The following is an 18,524-nucleotide window of genomic DNA, read 5'->3' on the forward strand; positions in this document are numbered from 1 at the left end:
ATCATCTAAAGACGTCCACGGGCGTCTTTTTTTGTGCCTTAAATCCAGTAAATACGCGGCCTCCAGCGCTTTTTCGGTCTTCTGAGATTTTTTGAGTTCCGGCCGTTCGGGTATTCCAGACGGTATTCCAGCCCATCCGGTGCTAATCTTTGGAATACCGAATCAGTGCCTGAGGACAATCTCATGCCTGCTAAAACCCTCCGCCTCTCCGATCGACAGCTCAAGGGAGTCAAACCCGCGTCCAAGGATTACGTCCTCACCGACGGTGACGGTTTGCAGCTCCGCGTACGCAGCAACGGCTCGTTACTGTGGAATTTCAACTACCGCGAACCGGTGACCAAGAAGCGCATCAACATCGGCTTCGGGACCTACCCCGAGCTGTCGCTGGCGAACGCACGAAAGATGGCAGTCGAAGCACGCGAGCTGCTCGCCCAGGGCATCGATCCGAAGGTGCAGCGCAATACGTTGAATGAAGCCAAGCGCGCGGAAACCGAACACACCTTCGAGAACGTGGCCACCGCCTGGTTCGAGCTCAAGAAAGACTCGGTCACCCCGGCCTACGCCGAGGACATTTGGCGGTCGCTCACGCTGCATGTGCTCCCTGACTTGAGGACGACGCCACTCGCGAAAATCACCGCGCCGATGGTGATCGGGTTACTTCGTCCAATCGAAGCTAAAGGCAGCCTGGAGACGGTCAAGCGCCTTAGTCAGCGGCTTAACGAGATCATGACCTACGGCGTGAACTCTGGCCTGATCTTCGCCAACCCGCTCAGCGGTATCAGGGCGGTTTTCAAGAAGCCCAAGAAAGAGAATATGGCTGCGCTTCCACCCGAGGAGCTCCCCGAGCTCATGCTGGAGATCGCGAACGCCAGTATCAAACGCACTACCCGTTGCCTGATCGAATGGCAGTTGCACACTATGACTCGCCCCGCCGAGGCGGCAACTACTCGCTGGGCAGACATCGACTTTGAAAGGCGTGTCTGGACCATCCCGCCGGAGCTGATGAAGAAGCGCCGCCCACACAGCATCCCGTTGAGTGATCACGCTGTCGCACTGTTGGAGTCACTGAAGACTCACAGCGGCCATCGCGAATACGTCTTCCCGGCAGACAGAAATCCGCGCACCCACGCCAATAGCCAAACGGCCAACATGGCGTTGAAACGCATGGGCTTCCAGGACCGCTTGGTCAGCCACGGCATGCGCTCTATGGCCAGCACCATCTTGAATGAACATGGGTGGGACCCGGAACTCATTGAGGTCGCATTGGCGCATGTCGACAAGGATGAGGTGCGCAGCGCCTACAACCGAGCCGACTACATCGAGCGCCGACGCCCGATGATGGCGTGGTGGAGTGAGTACATTCAGAAAGCCGCCACCGGTAGCCTGCTCGCCTCAGCATACGGCCAAGTCAGAGACAAGAACGTGGTGCCGATACGCTAGCGCTATGCAGGCGCAATAACGGCAGCAACAACTGAGCGTTCAAGATTCAGGGCGAGCAGCCTCGCTTATCCGCTTCTCAGCGCGGGTCCATCCAAACAGGGCTGCAAAGCCGCCCTGTTTGGATGGACCTTACTTTGAAGAGCTAAAAGCGACCACGTTTTCCAGGATTTACCACGGAATTCCACCAGTGGATAACCGTTCTTCAAGTCCAAAGTAGCGCTGAATTTTGAACCTTGACCGGTTTTATCCACAAGAGTAAAACTGGCCGTGCAAGCGCTGTCGATGACAGCAACCCAGGTGGCCCGAACCTTGAAGGTCACGCCGCTCTCGTGGTGGTTCTCCCCCAAATGGCGATTCGCATCCGGCAGTTCGCCCGGTCACCTCCCCGGTGATGGATGCCTACTTCAGATCATGGCCCTCGTGCGCCAGACAACACCTCCTACTTCGCTGCCCTGCAGCAACCTATCCGCTTGGCCGAATCTTGCGCCAACCTGTGCCCGTCTCTTTCTTCTGGAAAGAGACGGGCACTTCTAGCACTGCTGCAGCCCTGATCGCACATGGCTTTGCGGCATTCCCCCTCGTGACAATCGGCGTGACAAACGCCGATGTCACCAGCAACAGCCATGCAGATGACGGTGCCGCAGACCAGGGAATGGACTGCACCTGACTGACAGTCAGGCATGCCCCGGTCATCGCACCGCTGCGTTCACCCGGCTCAGGATCTCGCGGCACTGGTCTCGTCAGCCAGTGCAGCCTCCACCCGCCCACCGGTAACGGTGCTCAGGAGGCCAGATCATGAGATGCCCTTGCTCCCGGTCGTAAGGAGCCGTCAGTCCCGCGTAGAGGACATCCCCACAGGTCGCAGGGGCCTTGATCCCTGATAACACTCAGCATTCTTGGCGGGATGACGTGGGGCGAGGATCGGAGAACGGAGGATGAGGTGATCGATATGGCATTGGTGGGTAGACGCGATGGTCGTAATTTCGGCTACGGTAGGCAGTTGAGCTACGCGGGGCCGCAAGCGCTGAAAGACATGTTCGGCGGCGGTCACTACGGCACGGTCAAGGCGCACTGTGATCGGTGGCAGGCATTCGTAAAGTGGTGCCGTTCCGAACAGGGGCCCGGTATCAATGATGCGCGGCAGATTGATCGCAGGGTGTTGGCCGACTATGCAGCTTATCTGCGCGACGTTGTTGGACGCGGTGACCTAGCCATCAGCACCGCACAAAACCGACTATCCAGCGTTAACAGGACCATGGCGGCGCTTCGCGGTGATCAGTACGTAAAGATGCCAAGCCCGAGCAAGGCGCTGGGTATGCAGCGCACTGGGATTCGCCAGTCGGTGCCTCAGGGCCAGGACCGTGAACAGGTGAGGCAGATCGTCGATACGCTTTGCCGCCATTATCAGCTACGCGCCGCCGCGATCGTTCTGTTGGCGCGAGCCACAGGCATGCGCTTGCGTGAGGCCATCTTGGCTGATCTGCCTCGGCTAAGCCGTGAGGCAAACGACCTAGGCAAAATTAACATTCAGGATGGCACCAAAGGCGGCCGCGCCGGTGCCTCGGCGCCGCGTTGGATTGCGGTTGACTGCCATGTTCGAGATGCGCTTAGGTTTGCACGGCAGATTTCGCCTGCGGGTAGCCGCAACCTGATTGCGCCACACGAAAGCTGCCTGAGTCTTCTGCAACAAATCATCCGCCCTGCGCGGGACATCCTGCATTCGCAGAACCTCAAAGGCTTCCATGAGTTACGAGCGGCATACGCATGTGAGCGCTATGAGCAAATCACCCAACACCGCGCTCCTATCAACGGTGGCCAATGCTGCCTGACAGATAGGAACCTTGATCGTGAAGCCCGAAGGCAAATCAGCTATGAGCTGGGGCACTGTCGGATCGACGTGGTCGCTGCCTACATTGGAGGGCGGACATGAGTAAGCAATTCGACATGGAACTGTTCTTGGCTGGAGTGCTGACGGGGTCGCAGGCAACCCAACAACGCCATGTGCGCCAGGCAAAGATCATGCAGGCTGAAATCGCGAAGCGCTGGCAACGAGAGACACCTTGGGCTTGGCAGAGAAAGCACGTGGCTTGGTTTCTCGAGCATCGCTTAGATCAACGCAGTGAAGCGACGCGGTATTACTTTTTGCTGAGCGCGCGTCTGCTCGCTCGCCGCTTGAAAAAGACATGGGCATTCAACCTTTCGCGTGGATAAGGCTTTTGCTAGCCCTAAACGTCAAGCGATCGACCCATTCCACTCAGCCATGGAAGGAAGAACCGGCAATGCAGACGATTGCTTGAGCACAATGCCCACCTGCACACGTCCCCCTTCATCCTAGGCACATTGACGCCGCGTTCAATGACGGATCCAAACATCCATGCTCTGGTTGCAGAGCTCCAAGAACGAGCAGATTGGCCAGTGGCTAAAATGACCACCCTTAGGTCACGAATGCATCTAGGATGCTTTGAGTTCCGCGTAAAGGAAGCAAGAACGTAGTGGGCCACCCTAAGCGGTTAGTTTAAAATGATTTTTTTGCGCAGCAGGCCTAATCGGCAGCGTTCCTTTCAATAGGTACGAGGAGATTTCCCGGAGTCATGTTTTACTACAGGTCTCGTTTGAACCGACTCAGGCAATAGGCACCCAGTTGAACGAATCGCCACCTCGTCTCACGCAGGTCGCACAAGGTCGCGAAATTTCAGGACTCAGCGCGTATGAGTAAAACGAAAACAACGAACGGCAACGAAAACGCCAAAACTATACGTACGCCCAAATTACGCTTTCCTGAGTTTAGGGATTCGAAAGAGTGGGAAAAGACAGAGCTCAGGATGATTGCCGACCCTGTCTTAGACAAAGCTAGTTCTGGTGAGAAGAATAATGCCCTGAGTCTCTCAACTGAAAACACCATAGTGCTTCAGAGTGACATATTGGAAGGCAATGAGATAAATAAATACTCTGAACGCTATCTTAGGATTATTCGCGATGACTTTATTTACATTGACAAAAGCACAAAAAATCCGGCCTCAGGCACTATAAAGCGATTATCCAATTACTCCAATGGAGTGGTCCCCTCAGTTTACAAGTGCTTCCGCTTTCATGCCAATGAACACCCAGGCTTTTGGGAAGGATATTTCGAATCAGGAGCGCACAACAATCAGCTCAGTAAAGTTATAAATGAGGGTGCAACCCAGGGACGATTTAACACTCCAGTCAATAAATTTCTCGCCATAAACGTATGGCGCCCGTGCGAATCGGAACAAAAAAAAATCGCCGACTGTCTGGAGTCATTGGAGAGCCTGATTGCGGCCCAATCTCAGAAAATAAAAACGCTCAGCACTCATAAGATCGGTCTGACACTGCAACTATTTCCACGTAAAGGTGAATTCAAGCCTCGGTTACGTTTCCCTGATTTCCAGAACGCTGAGGAATGGAAAAAAGTCCTATTTACAAACGCTATAAAAGTAACTTCAGGGAAGGAATTTAAGCCATCGGAGTACTCGGGCGAGGGGATTCGATTAATACAATCGAAAAATATTGAATATGGCTCATTAATATGGAGCGATGACTCACCTCACCTCCCTACAACCTATGCAGACAAGCACCCTGAATTATTATTACAAACTAATAACATTGTCTTTGCGCTCTATCGACCAATGCGCAATGAAGAAATAAAGATCACCAAAATTAGTAAAAATAATGAAAAATCGATTTTCAGCCATCAGCTAGCCAAGTTGGAAATCATTACCGATTTACTTTGCGCAGATTTCGCATTTCATTTTTGTCGACATTTCTTATCAGACTACGCACAAAGCAACTCTACCGGCCTCGGACAGACAAGGATATCGCTAAAGGAATTGAACAAACAGAGTATTACACTCCCGTCGCTGCCTGAGCAAATATGTATTGCAGGCTGTCTTAGCTCACTTGACAGCTTAATTACTTCGCACATACAGAAGCTTGAATCCATAAAAAAACACAAGACGGCGCTTTTGCAAAAGCTTTTCCCGCGGTCGGACAAGGATATTTAATGAACAAACCGTTAGTACAATCGAATTTCAGATCTTTAAAGTCGCTAGCCAAAAAGTTGCGCAAGGATATGACAGGAGTTCGAGGAAGAAAAAAACTTGGCGCACGAAAAGCGATCGCACCAATAAAAGGGAACGACTTTGTTTTGCTTTTTGCTCACAACGGGGTAGGCAAAACTCGTTTATCCATGGAGTTTAAAGATCTTGGAAAAAAACAGGACAAGAGAGACACTCTATACTTCAACGCTTTCACTGAAGACCTTTTTGACTGGGATAACGATTTCGACGAGGATAGAGAAAGAAGAATAAAATTCAAATCCCACTCTCAGTTTTTTAATGGGCTTGATGGCATTGGCATTGAAAGTCGCATTCGCCCCCACTTACATCGCCACGCTGACTTTAATTTCACAATAAACTACGACGATGCAGAAATTAGCTTTTTTCGTGAGGAAATCGTCGCAGGTAAAATTGAGACCCTGGAGGATATAAAAATATCACGCGGGGAAGAGAATATTTTTATTTGGTGTTTTTTTCTTGCCATACTCGAATTGGCCAGCTTAGCAGAACCAGGTGACCCATATTATTGGGTAAAATTTGTTTACATTGACGACCCGATTTCGTCCCTTGATGAACACAACACAATCGCTGTCGCCTCCGGACTTTCTGCGCTTTTAAAAGACTCCAGAAACAATATAAAAATCATCATATCCACACACCACGGATTGTTCTTTAATGTTCTTTTCAATGAACTCAAAGGAAAAAATGAACAATCTGCGAAAAAAGAGGAAATCAGAAAAAAGTCTTATATCCTGAGCCGTCCAAATAAGTCCCCAAGCTACACACTCCAAGACACAGGAGAGTCTCCATTCTTGAATCATGTAGCATCATTACTAGAATTACAGGCTGCAGCGAGGTCAGGCAACATTTCGCAACACCATTTCAACTCTCTTCGAAGCATTTTAGAGAAAACGGCAATATTTTTTGGCCGACAGCATATATCTACTTGCTTTGATGGCAATCCCAATAAAAATCTATATGTCCGCTTTTTAAATATCCGCAGCCATTCAAAGTATTCTGTCTTTGAACCCGACCCCCTGAGTCGATCTGAGAAAAAAATGTTTCGTGACATTCTTAGCACATTTATTAATCTTCACCCGTTCAACACAACACTATTTCCGAAGTCACTCGCAGCAGCGCCCGCACCATGATCGTCTCGAATGTCTACCAAATTACTATTTTTGTCCTGGACCTCAGCATTTTCCAGGACTCAGAAACTCTTACGTATTTCGCTCCCCCTTCATCGAGAAACCTTGATACTCTACACTGCCCGGAGGTGAAAAATGACAGAATCAAATAAAATAATGCTTGGCAAGGCCCTCTGGAGTGTCGCCGACCAACTGCGCGGACTAATGAATGCAGACGACTTCCGCGATTACATACTTTCATTCTTTCTCCTGCGATATTTATCAGACAATTATGAAAATGCAGCGAAGACAGAACTTGGCGATGACTACCCTAAAGTCAAAGATAAAGACTATTGCGTACCCCTTACCCTTTGGTACGCCAACAACCCGGAAGAGATCACCAAATTCGAAAAACATATGCGCAAGAAGATCCATTATGTACTGCACCCTCAGTATATATGGAGCAGCATCGCGAACATGGCTCGATCTCAAAAAAGCGAACTACTCAGCACACTGCAGGGGGCCTTCAAACACATCGAGCTTGAATCTTTTGAGCACACATTCCAAGGTCTATTTAGCGCAATCAACCTTGACTCTGAAAAACTAGGCCGCACTTACGCCGAACGCAATATTAAGCTATCTGTCCTCATTCAGAAAATCTCCGAAGGCTTAGCTGAATTCCCCACTGACATGGATGCATTTGGTGATGTTTATGAGTACTTGATCGAACAGTTTGCCGCAGGTTCAGGCAAGAAGTCGGGTGAGTTCTACACGCCACAGCAAATTTCCGACATCCTTTCCTCTATTGTTACACTCGATAGCCAGGATCCCCAGAGCGGCTCAATACAGAGCTTGGGAAGTGTGATGGACTTTGCCTGCGGTTCCGGTTCGCTGCTGCTTAACGTACGGAAACGCGTCAAATCGCGGCATACCGGGATTATATACGGACAGGAAAAGAACTTTACTACGTATAATTTAGCGCGCATGAACATGCTGATGCACGGATTAAAAGATACTGATTTTCAAATTCACCATGGCGATACATTGGCGAATGACTGGGCCATACTACGCGAGATGAACCCTGCAAAGAAACTAGCTTTTGATATCGTAGTTGCTAATCCGCCTTTGAGCTGCCGGTGGGAGCCAACCGACTCTCTAACCGAAGATGTACGCTTCAAAAACTATGGAGTGGCTCCTAAATCTTCCGCAGATTTTGCCTTTCTGCTACATGGACTTCATTATCTAAAAAATGAAGGTGTGATGGCCATCGTTCAGCCCCATGGCGTCCTCTTCCGTAGCGGTGCCGAGGAGCGAATTCGGACTAAACTGCTGAAGGATGGCCACATTGATACGGTAATTGGGCTACCCTCAAACCTCCTTTATTCCTCAGGCATCCCAGTTTGCATTTTGGTCCTTAAGAAATGTACTCGACCGGAAGATGTACTTATTATCGATGCAACAGAGAGCTTCGTTAAAGGCAAGCGACAGAACCATTTATCCCACGAGCAAATAACCAAGATCATTGACACTTATCGGTTCCGTAGGGAAGAATCCCGCTACGCCCGCAGGGTTACGATGGAGGAAATCAAGGAGAATGGCTATAACCTTAATATTTCTCGCTATATAAGCACGTCCAGCATCGAAGCTGAGGTTGACTTACAGACCGTAAATCGTGAACTAGCAACCCTGGAAAAAACCATTAAATCGGCCCGAGACAAACATAATGCTTTCCTTAGAGACCTGGGGCTTCCGCCATTAGCTTGAGTTAAAAAACAGCAGGCTACCTGTCGAGCTGCCTCTCTTCAGTCAACTAACCCAAGACCTCTATCTTGCAAAAAAGGGCGTAGCAATTAGCTGCGTAATTGATGCGTGCAGTTTACGGAGAGGTCACCGTAATATTTTACCGAGAACGCCTGCGGCAGCCATTTCCAATGCGTGGTGCACGTATGAAGCTCTCTGGCGGTGACCGAAAAGCTGTCAAGTTCTAGTCCCATCCAGCTAATGATCTACGCAACACCATTCTTTAGCCCTAGGTTCTTGCTCGCGTAAGTAGGTACAGTCGATTAAAGACAAGATGCGTAGCCCAACGCGACCTGATGTCTAACGGATCAGCCACGGCCAAAGCCCTCGGTTCAGCCAGATACGCTGGGTGCTGTGACATGCTTCCTCAGTGATAGGACTGTGCCAGTCGACAACAACCCGGTTGAGGACCTGGGACGGCCATGGGCACTGGGACGTTCCTACTGATCCTTTACCAGATCGCTATGCCGCGGTAAACGGTCGGCAGCAATCATGAGCTTGATCCAGTCGACGAGCAAGAATGAACACCGTCAGCATGCCAATCTCGAGGATGTGCTGACCGGCTGACGACGCTGCGGGCCAACGTGATCGTGTAATTGCTACCGCATGAGTGGATGCCGATGTGACTCGCGCAGGTGAATTGTGCGGACGCTTACAATCAGCCGCTGCACGAGAGCGCAGGGTAGTTGATCGCGAAATCGCTCCTCTAGGCTCTCCAAAACCTTATCACGAACATCGTCTCCACTGTCACCTGCCAGGCTGCCCCCGCTTGCATCTCCGCTGCCAAAAACGCGGCTGCATTGGTTAAGATGCGCTCCTTAGCTTGCACAGGGGTGCGGTACAGCCGCCCTACCAGCGCTGCTATTCAGCGCTTTGATTTGGAGTATCTGCAGTTGAACCACGCGGTCCACAACAAACTGGTTTCATTTATCTGGTCGATTGCCGACGACTGCCTGCGCGACGTGTATGTGCGCGGAAAATACCGTGACGTCATCCTGCCCATGGTGGTGCTGCGCCGACTCGATGCCCTGCTGGAGGCGAGCAAGGTCAAGGTAATGGAAGAGCTGGCCTTTCAGCAACATGAAATGAGCCAGACCGAACTGGACGACAGCGCCCTGCGTGCCGCTTCCGGTTATGTGTTCTACAACACCAGCAAATGGACGCTAAGCCAACTGCAGAAGACTGCCACCAACAACCAGCAGATCCTCCTGAGCAACGTTGAGGAATACCTCGACGGCTTTAGCGACAACGTCAAAGACATCATCCGGCGCTTCAATCTCAAGTCGCAGATGCGCCACATGGCCAGCAAAGACGTGCTGCTTGACGTACTGGAAAAATTCACCTCGCCCACCATCAACCTCACCCCTCACGACAGCGAAGACCCACAAGGCAACCGCCTGCCAGCCCTGAGCAACCTGGGCATGGGCTATGTGTTCGAAGAGCTTATCCGCAAGTTCAACGAAGAGAACAACGAGGAAGCCGGTGAGCACTTCACCCCGCGCGAAGTGATCGAGCTGATGACCCACCTGGTCTTCGACCCGATCAAAAATCGCCTGCCCTCTGTGATGACCATCTACGACCCGGCCTGCGGCAGTGGCGGCATGCTCACCGAGTCGCAGAATTTTATCGAAGAAAAATACCCGGACTCGACCATTCAGCGCGACATCCACCTCTACGGCAAGGAGATCAACGACGAGACCTATGCCATCTGCAAGTCGGACATGATGATCAAAGGTAACAACCCTGCCCACATCCGCCCCGGCTCCACCCTCTCGGTGGACGAATTCGCCGGCAGCCGCTTCGACTTTATGCTGTCCAACCCGCCCTACGGTAAAAGCTGGGCGAGTGAGCAGAAGTTCATCAAAGACGGCGGCGATGTCATCGACCCGCGCTTCAAGGTCAGCCTCGCGGACTATTGGGGCAACGCCGAAATGCAGGACGCCACCCCGCGCTCAAGCGACGGCCAACTGCTGTTTCTGATGGAAATGGTCAACAAGATGAAGACGCCGGGCGAAAGCAGTCTCGGTTCGCGCATCGCCTCAGTGCACAATGGCTCCAGCCTATTCACCGGCGACGCAGGCGGCGGCGAGAGCAATATCCGCCGCCACCTGATCGAAAACGACCTGCTCGATGCCATCATCCAGTTGCCCAACAACCTGTTCTACAACACCGGCATCACTACCTATATCTGGCTGCTCTCCAGCAACAAGCCGGCGCAGCGCCGAGGCAAGGTGCAACTGATCGACGCCAGTCTGCTGTATCGCAAACTGCGTAAAAACCTCGGCAACAAAAACTGTGAATTTGCTTCCGAGCATATCGAGCGGATCACCCAAACCTACCTCGACCTGGCCAGCCTCGACCGCCCGGCCGGTGGCGACGGCATTGCCGCGCAGGTGTTTGATAACCGCGACTTCGGGTACCACAAGGTCAGCATCGAACGGCCAGACCGGCGCAAGGCGCAGTTCAGCGCCGAGCGCATCGAAACCCTGCGTTTCGACAAGGCCCTGCGCGAACCGATGCAGTGGATTTACCAAGAGTGGGGCGAGGCGGTGTACCAGGACGCCACCTTGGCCACCCATGAAAAAGCCATCCTCGCCTGGTGTGAAGACCAAGGTCTGGAGCTCAACGCCAAGCAGCGTAAAAAACTGCTGAGTCTGGAAACCTGGGCTAAGCAGTCGCTGCTGGTCACCGTGGCCAATTACCTGAAGCAGGCTATCGGCAGCGACGAATACGACGACTTTAACCTGTTTGCCAAGCTGGTGGACAAAGTGCTCAAACAACTGGGCAAGGAGGCCGGCATCAAGCTCGTCGCCAGCGAGCGCAACCAGTTGCTCAATGCAGTGAGCTGGTACGACGAAAACGCCGCCAAGGTCATCCGCAAGGTAGAGAAGTTCGACTGTGCCCAGTTGGTTGCGCTGCTTGATCGCCTGGGTTGTAGCGAGCTCGAGCTGCCCGACTTCGGTTATTACCCCAACGGGAAGGCCGGCGAGTTCATCACCTACGAGTCCAGCAGCGATCTGCGCGACAGCGAAAGCATCCCGCTGGAGGATGCTATCCACCACTTCTTCAAGGCCGAAGTGCAGCCCCATGTAGCGGAGGCCTGGATCAATCTGGAGTCGGTGAAGATCGGCTACGAGATCAGCTTCAATAAATACTTCTACAAGCATCAAACGCTACGCAGCATGGAAGAGGTGGCGCGGGAAATCGTGTCGCTGGAGCAGCAGGCAGAGGGGCTGATTGCAGAAATTTTGGGGTTGGAAGTGAAGGATGTCTCGGGGGTTATGGTGTGACCAAAATGGAGATCAATTTGCCGCCATATAAGCGCTATAAAAACTCCAAAGTCGATTGGGCAAATCAAATCCCATTTCACTGGGAAACGAAAGCGCTCAAGTATATTGCCAAACTACAGAGTGGCGACACTATTCGGCCAGAGCAGTTCACTGAGGATGGATACCCTGTTTTTGGAGGGAACGGTTTTCGGGGGTACACGAGGTCGTTTAATAATATCGGCAAATTCCCGCTGATAGGAAGACAGGGCGCTTTGTGCGGTAACGTCAACTATTCGTCAGGATACTTCTTTGCCTCTGAGCACGCTGTGGTGGTGTATCCAAGGTCAGAGTGCAGCGTTACATGGCTCGGCGAAACAATTCGAGCCGCCAACTTCAATAGGCTATCCCAATCTACTGCACAGCCTGGTATCTCTGTAGCAGTGGTAGAAAACCAACAATTCCCGCACCCACCAGCGGCAGAAAAAAAGGCGATTGCAGAGTTTATCGATCAAAAATCTACCCAGATTGAGCAGGCAATCCATATCAAGGAGCGTCAGATCGAGCGACTTAAAGAGCGCAAGCAGATACTGATCCAGCAGGCCGTAACCCGTGGTCTTGATTCGCATGTCCCCATGCGGGATACCGGCCTCGAATGGATTGGCGAAATTCCGGCGCATTGGAGAATGATGGCTAACCGTGCATTGTTCCGCGAGCGGGTGGAGCCCGGGCGAGAGGATTTGCCTTTGTTGTCGGTTTCCATCCATTCCGGTGTATCCGAAGAAGAAATCTCCGAAGAAGAGAACATTCGTGGTCGTGTAAAGATTGAAGATAAATCCAAGTACATCTGTGTGCGCCCAGGCGATATTGCCTTCAATATGATGCGCGCCTGGCAAGGAGCGATTGGTGCGGTACGTGTGGATGGAATGGTCAGCCCCGCGTATACCATTGCAGTGCCCCGTCCTAGCCTTGATGCCCGGTACTTCGAGTACCAGTACCGCACTCCCGGTTTTATCCAGCAGATGGACCGTTACTCCAAGGGCATTACGGATTTTCGCAAACGGCTCTACTGGGACGGTTTCAAGCAACTGATAACCCTTGTTCCTCCGGTTGAGGAACAGCGTGCCATCGTCGAGTTTATCGAGCAGGCCATGCTCAAGCAAAACGCTACCGTCACGCTGCTGGAACAACAAATCACCAAACTCATAGAATACAAAGCCACTTTGATCTATAGCGCCGTCACCGGCAAGATCAAGGTGCCGGGCGTGGTGGAGCCGGATACTCAAGATAGGGAGTTGGCTTGATGTGTGCCCAGCAGCACCTGCAGCGTTTGCTTGAGGGCAGCGGTGAAAGCGAGGTGGTGGAGTTTAAGGAGGCCAAGAACGGCTATGACTTCACCAAACTCGGTAAATACTTCTGAGCCCCGAGCAACGAGGCCAAGCCCATAAGATCAAAAATCTGCTGCAAGCCTTGAAAAAACAAGGAGTCATCGAACCTAAGGGCAAGCTTTGGCAAATGTCTAAAGGCTGATTGCTAGACATTTTTCGGCCCCGTGGGCGGGTTTGGCGCAGACAAATAATGCCCAGTAACACGGTGTGAACTCATTTGACTGAGCAGATTGCGCTAAACGAATAAGCCGAGCTGTTAGACATTCAGCAGGCTGCCGGCCAGCTCTGTTAATGGTTATGCTGTCAGGTGAATCAATGGGTTTGTAGTAAGTCAGGTGGGTAGCGGCGAATGTCTGGTCCCGTTAGCTGTATAGTTTTAGACATTTGCACCCCGCGCCTGGCTCGCCTGGCAGAGATAAGAAAGAACAGGCACAAGGAAGCCGGCATGGTAAGCAAGACCAACGAACAGGCGCTGGAAGCTAGCATCGAGAAATACCTGACCGGCACTTGCCTAGAAGAGCAGACGGTGGTCCGGGACAGCGCGGTGACCGTGCCGGCGGGCCTCAACCACGGGTATCAACTGGGCCGCGCTCAGGATTTCAATGCCCGCTATGCCGTGGATAGCCGCTGCTTGTGGCAATTTCTTGAGGCCAGCCAGGGCGATGATTTGGAACGCCTCAAGCAGCGCTACGATGATTGGGATTTGCGCATCTTCGAACGCTTCGACCGGCTGGCGAAGAAGTACGGTGCGCTGCACCTGCTCAAGCGCGGCCTGGCCATCGACGATATGCACTTCAACCTGATGTACCCCGCGCCGCTTGCCAGCAGTTCGGAGCGGGTCAAACAGCAGTTTGCGGCGAATATCTTTAGCAGCACCCGCCAGGTGCGTTACTCCCTGAGTAATCCGCTGGAAGAGATCGACCTGGTACTGTTCATCAATGGCTTGCCCTTCGCCACGCTGGAGCTGAAGAACCCCTGGACGGGCCAGAACGCCCGTTATCACGGGCAAAAGCAGTACAAGCAGGACCGCGACACGGGCCAGCCGCTGCTGCAATTCGGCCGCTGCCTAGTGCACATGACGGTAGACACCGACGAGGTCTACATGACCACCAAGTTGGCCGGTGTCGCGACCTTCTTCCTGCCATTCAACAAGGGCCATAACCACGGGGCTGGCAACCCGCCCAACCCCGCCGGGCACAAGAGCTCCTACCTGTGGCAGGAGGTTTTCAGCCGCGAAAGTGTGGCCAACATCATCCAGCACTTTGTGCGCCTGGACGGCAGCAGCAAGATGCCACTGGCCAAGCGTACGCTGTTCTTCCCGCGCTACCACCAACTGGATGTGGTGCGCCGCCTAGTGACGCATGCCAGCCAGCATGGTGTGGGTCAGCGCTACCTGATCCAGCACTCGGCCGGCTCGGGCAAATCGAACTCCATCACCTGGGCGGCCTATCAGTTGATAGAAACCTATCCGGCTTCGCTGGAGGTTGTCGGCGCGCGCGCTCTAGATGTGCCGCTGTTCGACTCGGTGATTGTGGTGACTGACCGCCGCCTGCTGGACAAGCAATTGCGCGAGAACCTACGCGAGTTCTCCGAGGTGAAAAACATCATCGCTCCGGCGCTGAAGTCCTCTGACCTCCAGCGGGCGCTGGAGCAGGGAAAAAAAATCATCATTACCACCATCCAGAAATTCCCGGTGATCGTGGATGGCATCGACGACATGGCCGGCAAACGCTTTGCCGTGATCATCGACGAGGCGCACAGCTCGCAGGACGGTAGCAGCCACGGCACGATGAACAAGGTGATGGGCGGCGACGAGCAAGACGACACTCAGGAGAAGATCCTCAGCGCCATCAAGAACAGCAAGATGCGCGGAAATGCCTCGTACTTTGCCTTCACCGCCACGCCGAAGAACAGCACGCTGGAGAAGTTCGGCGAGCAGCAGGCCGATGGCCGCTTCGCGCCCTTCCACCTGTACTCGATGAAGCAGGCCATTGAAGAGGGCTTTATCCTCGATGTGCTGGCCAACTACACCACGTACCGCAGCTACTACGAAATTCAGAAGTCCATCGAGGACAATCCGCTGTTTGACACGCTGAAAGCACAGAAGAAGCTACGCGCCTATGTCGAACGCGACCAGCAGACCATCGACGTTAAGGCTGAGGTGATGCTGGAGCATTTTATTGAGCAGGTGGTCACGCCGAAAAAGCTTAAGGGCCAGGCCAAGGGCATGGTCATAACCCAAAACATCGAAGCCGCCATCCGTTATCACAAGGCCATCAGCCGCTTGCTGGCAGCGCGCGGCAACCCGTTCAAGGCGCTAATTGCCTTCTCCGGCGAAAAATTGGTTGATGGTATCGAGTACACCGAAGCCGGTATCAACGGCTTCGCCGAAGCGGATACGCGAGACAAGTTCGACACCGACGAATACCGATTGCTGGTAGTGGCCAACAAGTACCTGACAGGCTTCGATCAGCCTAAGCTGTGTGCCATGTACGTGGACAAGAAGCTGCAGTACGTACTCGCTGTGCAAGCGCTGTCGCGCCTTAATCGTGCCGCGCCGAAGTGGGCCAAGAAGACTGAAGACCTGTTCGTTCTGGATTTCTTCAACCAGGTGGAGGACATAAAAGCCTCCTTCGACCCGTTTTACACGGCCACCAGCCTGTCCGGAGCAACGGATATCAATGTGCTGCACGAACTCAAGGACCAGTTGGACGAGGTCGGTGTCTACGAGTGGCCGGAAGTAGAGGCATTCGCCACGCAGTATTTCGACAACGTCGATGCCGAAAAGCTCGCTGTGCTTATCGATATCGCCGCCGAGCGTTTCGACGTGGAACTAGAGTTGGAGGATGAGGCAAAGGTCGATTTCAAAATCAAGGCCAAGCAGTTTGTGAAGATCTACGGCCAGATGGCCTCGATCATGCCGTATGAGATTGTGGCCTGGGAAAAGCTTTTCTGGTTCCTCAAGTTCCTGATCCCGAAACTCAAAGTGCAGGACAAAGACGCCGACGAAATCGACGCTCTGCTCAACTCGGTCGACCTCGCGTCCTATGGGCTGGAACGCGTCAAGTTGAACCACAGCATTGCGTTGGATGACGCGGAAACCGAGCTGGACCCAGCCAACCCAAATCCGCGCGGGGTACATACTGGTGAGCAGGAAAAAGACCTGCTGGACCAAATCATCCAGAGCTTCAACGAGCGTTGGTTCCAGGGCTGGGGGGTGACCACGGAAGAAAAGCGCGTGAAGTTCCTGAGCATTCTAAAGGGCATTCAGGAGCATCCGGACTTTGAGCCAAAGTACCAAAAGAGCCAGGACGAAGACCACCGTGCACTGGCGTTCGAGAAGATTTTCGAGGAAGTCATGCTGATACGCCGCCGCCAGGACCTAGAGCTTTACCGGCTGGTAGCCAGTGATGAAGCGCTCAAGTCTTCGTTGCAGCAGAGCATGAGGGGCATGCTGGGCTGAGATATGTGCAAGCTCGGTGTGTCTCAGCATGTCCGGTCCATACGGCTAAAGCCGTCACGCCCATTCGCATGGAGCTTTAACCTCGAAGTCCTGCAGGGGGCCGAACTCAACAATGACCGTCCATCGGAAGCCAGGCCACGCAGCATTCCAGCTGGTATTCCAAGGAGTTTATCTGATCAATTATTAGCCAATAAAAACAGATGGCTACAGAGCTGTTTCAAATCCCCCCGGCACTTCAACATCTAAAGACGTCTACGGACGTCTTTTTTTATGCCTGCAATTCCCCCCTCCCCCAACAAGAATGATGGCCTTCTGCCCTAAAGTTCCCCCCCTCCCAGCCGATAACCTAACGCTCCCCAAACCACGCGACTGAACGGAATCTCAGCGTTGGAAACAAAACACTTCAGCTTCACCACCCAGTCCTTCAGCGCCAGCACCATCGCCAACGTGTTTATCCACGGCTACTCGGCGGGCCATAACTTGGGCGATCGTACTCTTCTGTCCAGCCAGATCCCGCAAGCGCTGGATGGTGACATCAACCTCCTGGCGTTCTGGCGCTCCAGCCACTATTCCTCAATCAGTTCGATGTCACGCAACGTCATCATGGGCGCTTCGCGATTGCATCCCGGTGCGGGTATTGCTGCATTTGCTCTGGATCGGTCGGTGCATTTCGCGGTGGTTCGCAAGCGGGCGAACCGCATTGGCGAAGCGCTGCTTGAGGAGCTGGAGGCCCATCTGCTGGAGCACTATCCGTATGTCACCCACGTCAATCTGGTCGGCCATTCCCTGGGCGGGCGGGTGGTGGTCAGTGCGTTGCGCAAGCTGGCCAGCCATCCCGAGTCTTGTGAGCTGATCATCGGCGATGTGCTGTTGATGGCTGCGGCGGTCGAGGTTTCGGCAGACGAGGCCCAGGCATTGAACAACTGCGCGGCGGGGCGGGTGATTAACGCCTATTCAAAATCCGATGCCATCTTGTTGATGAATGTGGATGAGACCTGCGTGGGTCGACACGAGGTACCGCACTTTAAAAATGTCGAAATGACCGACTTCGGCCACTTGGACTATTGGCCCAAGCTGCATGACGTCTTGCTGCGCACGCGGTTCGCGGGTTTTAGCGGCCAGCGGCTCGGCGCGGTGATGTCGCAGGACCCAATCCACACTGACGCGCTGCTCTACGGTCTGATGCAAAGCGCGCCAGCAGCCGTGCTGGAGCAAGGCATCAAGCACCTTAAAAGCAGCAGTTGGGTGTCCTTCGACGAGCAGAAGCCGCTGTATTCCTTCATCCAGGAACTGCAACTGCTGGGCGGGCATTGCCTGGCCAATTTGACCCGCGGGCGCGGCCTTGCCTATGCCAACGTGCTCGATGGGTTAGTCAGTCATTTCGACTTGGGCAATGGCCGGCAAACCTGTAGCTCCGTAGTAGAGCTCGAAGCCCTGCTGATTCGACAAGTGTTCGATAACGCGTTTCCAGATGGCCATGCGTTCAGTCGTTCAACGATTGCCGTGGTCAAGGCCATGCCCGCCGACACCTACTTCAAACATGTGGACGCGTTGGCGGAACGGCTGACCCTGGCCTCTTACCTCAAGAGCCCGTCAACCCCACCGCAGGCTGAGCCGTCAGGCGAGTTGGCGGTTACCCGTGGCGAGATCAACCTGAGCGGCCTCGCCACCTGGAATGTGGTTTCGGCGCTCCCGAGCCTGCTGGACATGACCCCGGTGGGGCGCTGGATGACCAATTTGAAGACCGCCTTGAAGCCCGGTTATTCGGCACTGGTGCCGGTGGTCGCCGTGGTGTTTTTTGCACGTGTGCATTGGGGTAACGAGCGTGGGTTCAAGCACCCATGACCCCTCCTATGTACGCGTTTGATTTTCCAAGCCTGGAGTAGATATGCCCATCGGAAGACCGCTGGCCAAGGCCGAGCCACACAGCAAGGAGCAAGCGCCCGCAGCACCGGCGTATGACT

At 53.4% G+C, this 18,524-nt stretch carries 11 protein-coding genes and 1 pseudogene; 11 read left to right on the plus strand and 1 reads right to left on the minus strand.

The annotated features are described in order from the left end of the window. Positions 1-183: 183 nt before the first annotated feature. Entirely contained in the window at positions 184-1,440 is a 1,257-nt protein-coding gene (locus AC3ISR_RS24215; RefSeq protein ID WP_463984672.1) for an integrase domain-containing protein, read from the plus strand. Between the two features lie 65 nt (positions 1,441-1,505). On the opposite strand, the gene AC3ISR_RS24220 is transcribed toward AC3ISR_RS24215, so the two are convergent. Next, complete coding sequence (locus AC3ISR_RS24220; protein WP_192002483.1) at positions 1,506-1,760, minus strand: hypothetical protein; 255 nt, start codon at positions 1,758-1,760, stop codon at positions 1,506-1,508. Positions 1,761-2,389: 629 nt separating this feature from the next. On the opposite strand from AC3ISR_RS24220, the gene AC3ISR_RS24225 reads away from it, so the two are divergent. From AC3ISR_RS24225 to AC3ISR_RS24270, 10 genes and pseudogenes are all read left to right on the plus strand, one after another. After that, the gene (locus AC3ISR_RS24225) at positions 2,390-3,370 is read left to right on the plus strand and encodes an integrase domain-containing protein (RefSeq protein ID WP_463984675.1); all 981 of its coding nucleotides are present in this window, start codon (positions 2,390-2,392) and stop codon (positions 3,368-3,370) included. Next, positions 3,367-3,651 carry a hypothetical protein gene (locus AC3ISR_RS24230; protein ID WP_192002484.1) on the plus strand — a complete coding sequence of 95 codons (285 nt, stop codon included), beginning with the start codon at positions 3,367-3,369 and terminating at the stop codon, positions 3,649-3,651. Before AC3ISR_RS24225 ends, AC3ISR_RS24230 begins: the two co-directional genes overlap by 4 nt. A gap of 497 nt (positions 3,652-4,148) precedes the next feature. Then, a complete protein-coding gene (locus AC3ISR_RS24235) occupies positions 4,149-5,462 on the plus strand; it encodes a restriction endonuclease subunit S (protein WP_489324495.1) in 1,314 nt (437 codons plus the stop codon). Beyond that, positions 5,462-6,667 carry an AAA family ATPase gene (locus AC3ISR_RS24240; protein ID WP_489324496.1) on the plus strand — a complete coding sequence of 402 codons (1,206 nt, stop codon included), beginning with the start codon at positions 5,462-5,464 and terminating at the stop codon, positions 6,665-6,667. The genes AC3ISR_RS24235 and AC3ISR_RS24240 overlap by 1 nt, the downstream gene beginning before the upstream one ends. A gap of 132 nt (positions 6,668-6,799) precedes the next feature. After that, entirely contained in the window at positions 6,800-8,407 is a 1,608-nt protein-coding gene (locus AC3ISR_RS24245; RefSeq protein WP_463984674.1) for a type I restriction-modification system subunit M, read from the plus strand. Between the two features lie 314 nt (positions 8,408-8,721). Next, positions 8,722-9,039, plus strand: a pseudogene (locus AC3ISR_RS24250) (IS66 family transposase); the annotation flags it as partial. Positions 9,040-9,336: 297 nt separating this feature from the next. Continuing rightward, positions 9,337-11,733, plus strand: coding sequence for a type I restriction-modification system subunit M (locus AC3ISR_RS24255; protein ID WP_192002488.1), 2,397 nt, complete (start codon positions 9,337-9,339; stop codon positions 11,731-11,733). Positions 11,734-11,738: 5 nt separating this feature from the next. Further along, positions 11,739-13,013, plus strand: a complete 1,275-nt coding sequence (locus AC3ISR_RS24260) for a restriction endonuclease subunit S (RefSeq protein WP_463983869.1) — start codon at positions 11,739-11,741, stop codon at positions 13,011-13,013. A 529-nt stretch (positions 13,014-13,542) separates the two neighbouring features. Continuing rightward, positions 13,543-16,560, plus strand: coding sequence for a type I restriction endonuclease subunit R (locus AC3ISR_RS24265; protein ID WP_192002490.1), 3,018 nt, complete (start codon positions 13,543-13,545; stop codon positions 16,558-16,560). A gap of 387 nt (positions 16,561-16,947) precedes the next feature. Beyond that, entirely contained in the window at positions 16,948-18,405 is a 1,458-nt protein-coding gene (locus tag AC3ISR_RS24270; RefSeq protein ID WP_226455745.1) for a DUF726 domain-containing protein, read from the plus strand. Positions 18,406-18,524: the final 119 nt, after the last annotated feature.

The sequence above is a fragment of the Pseudomonas sp. GL_117 genome (assembly GCF_057835125.1).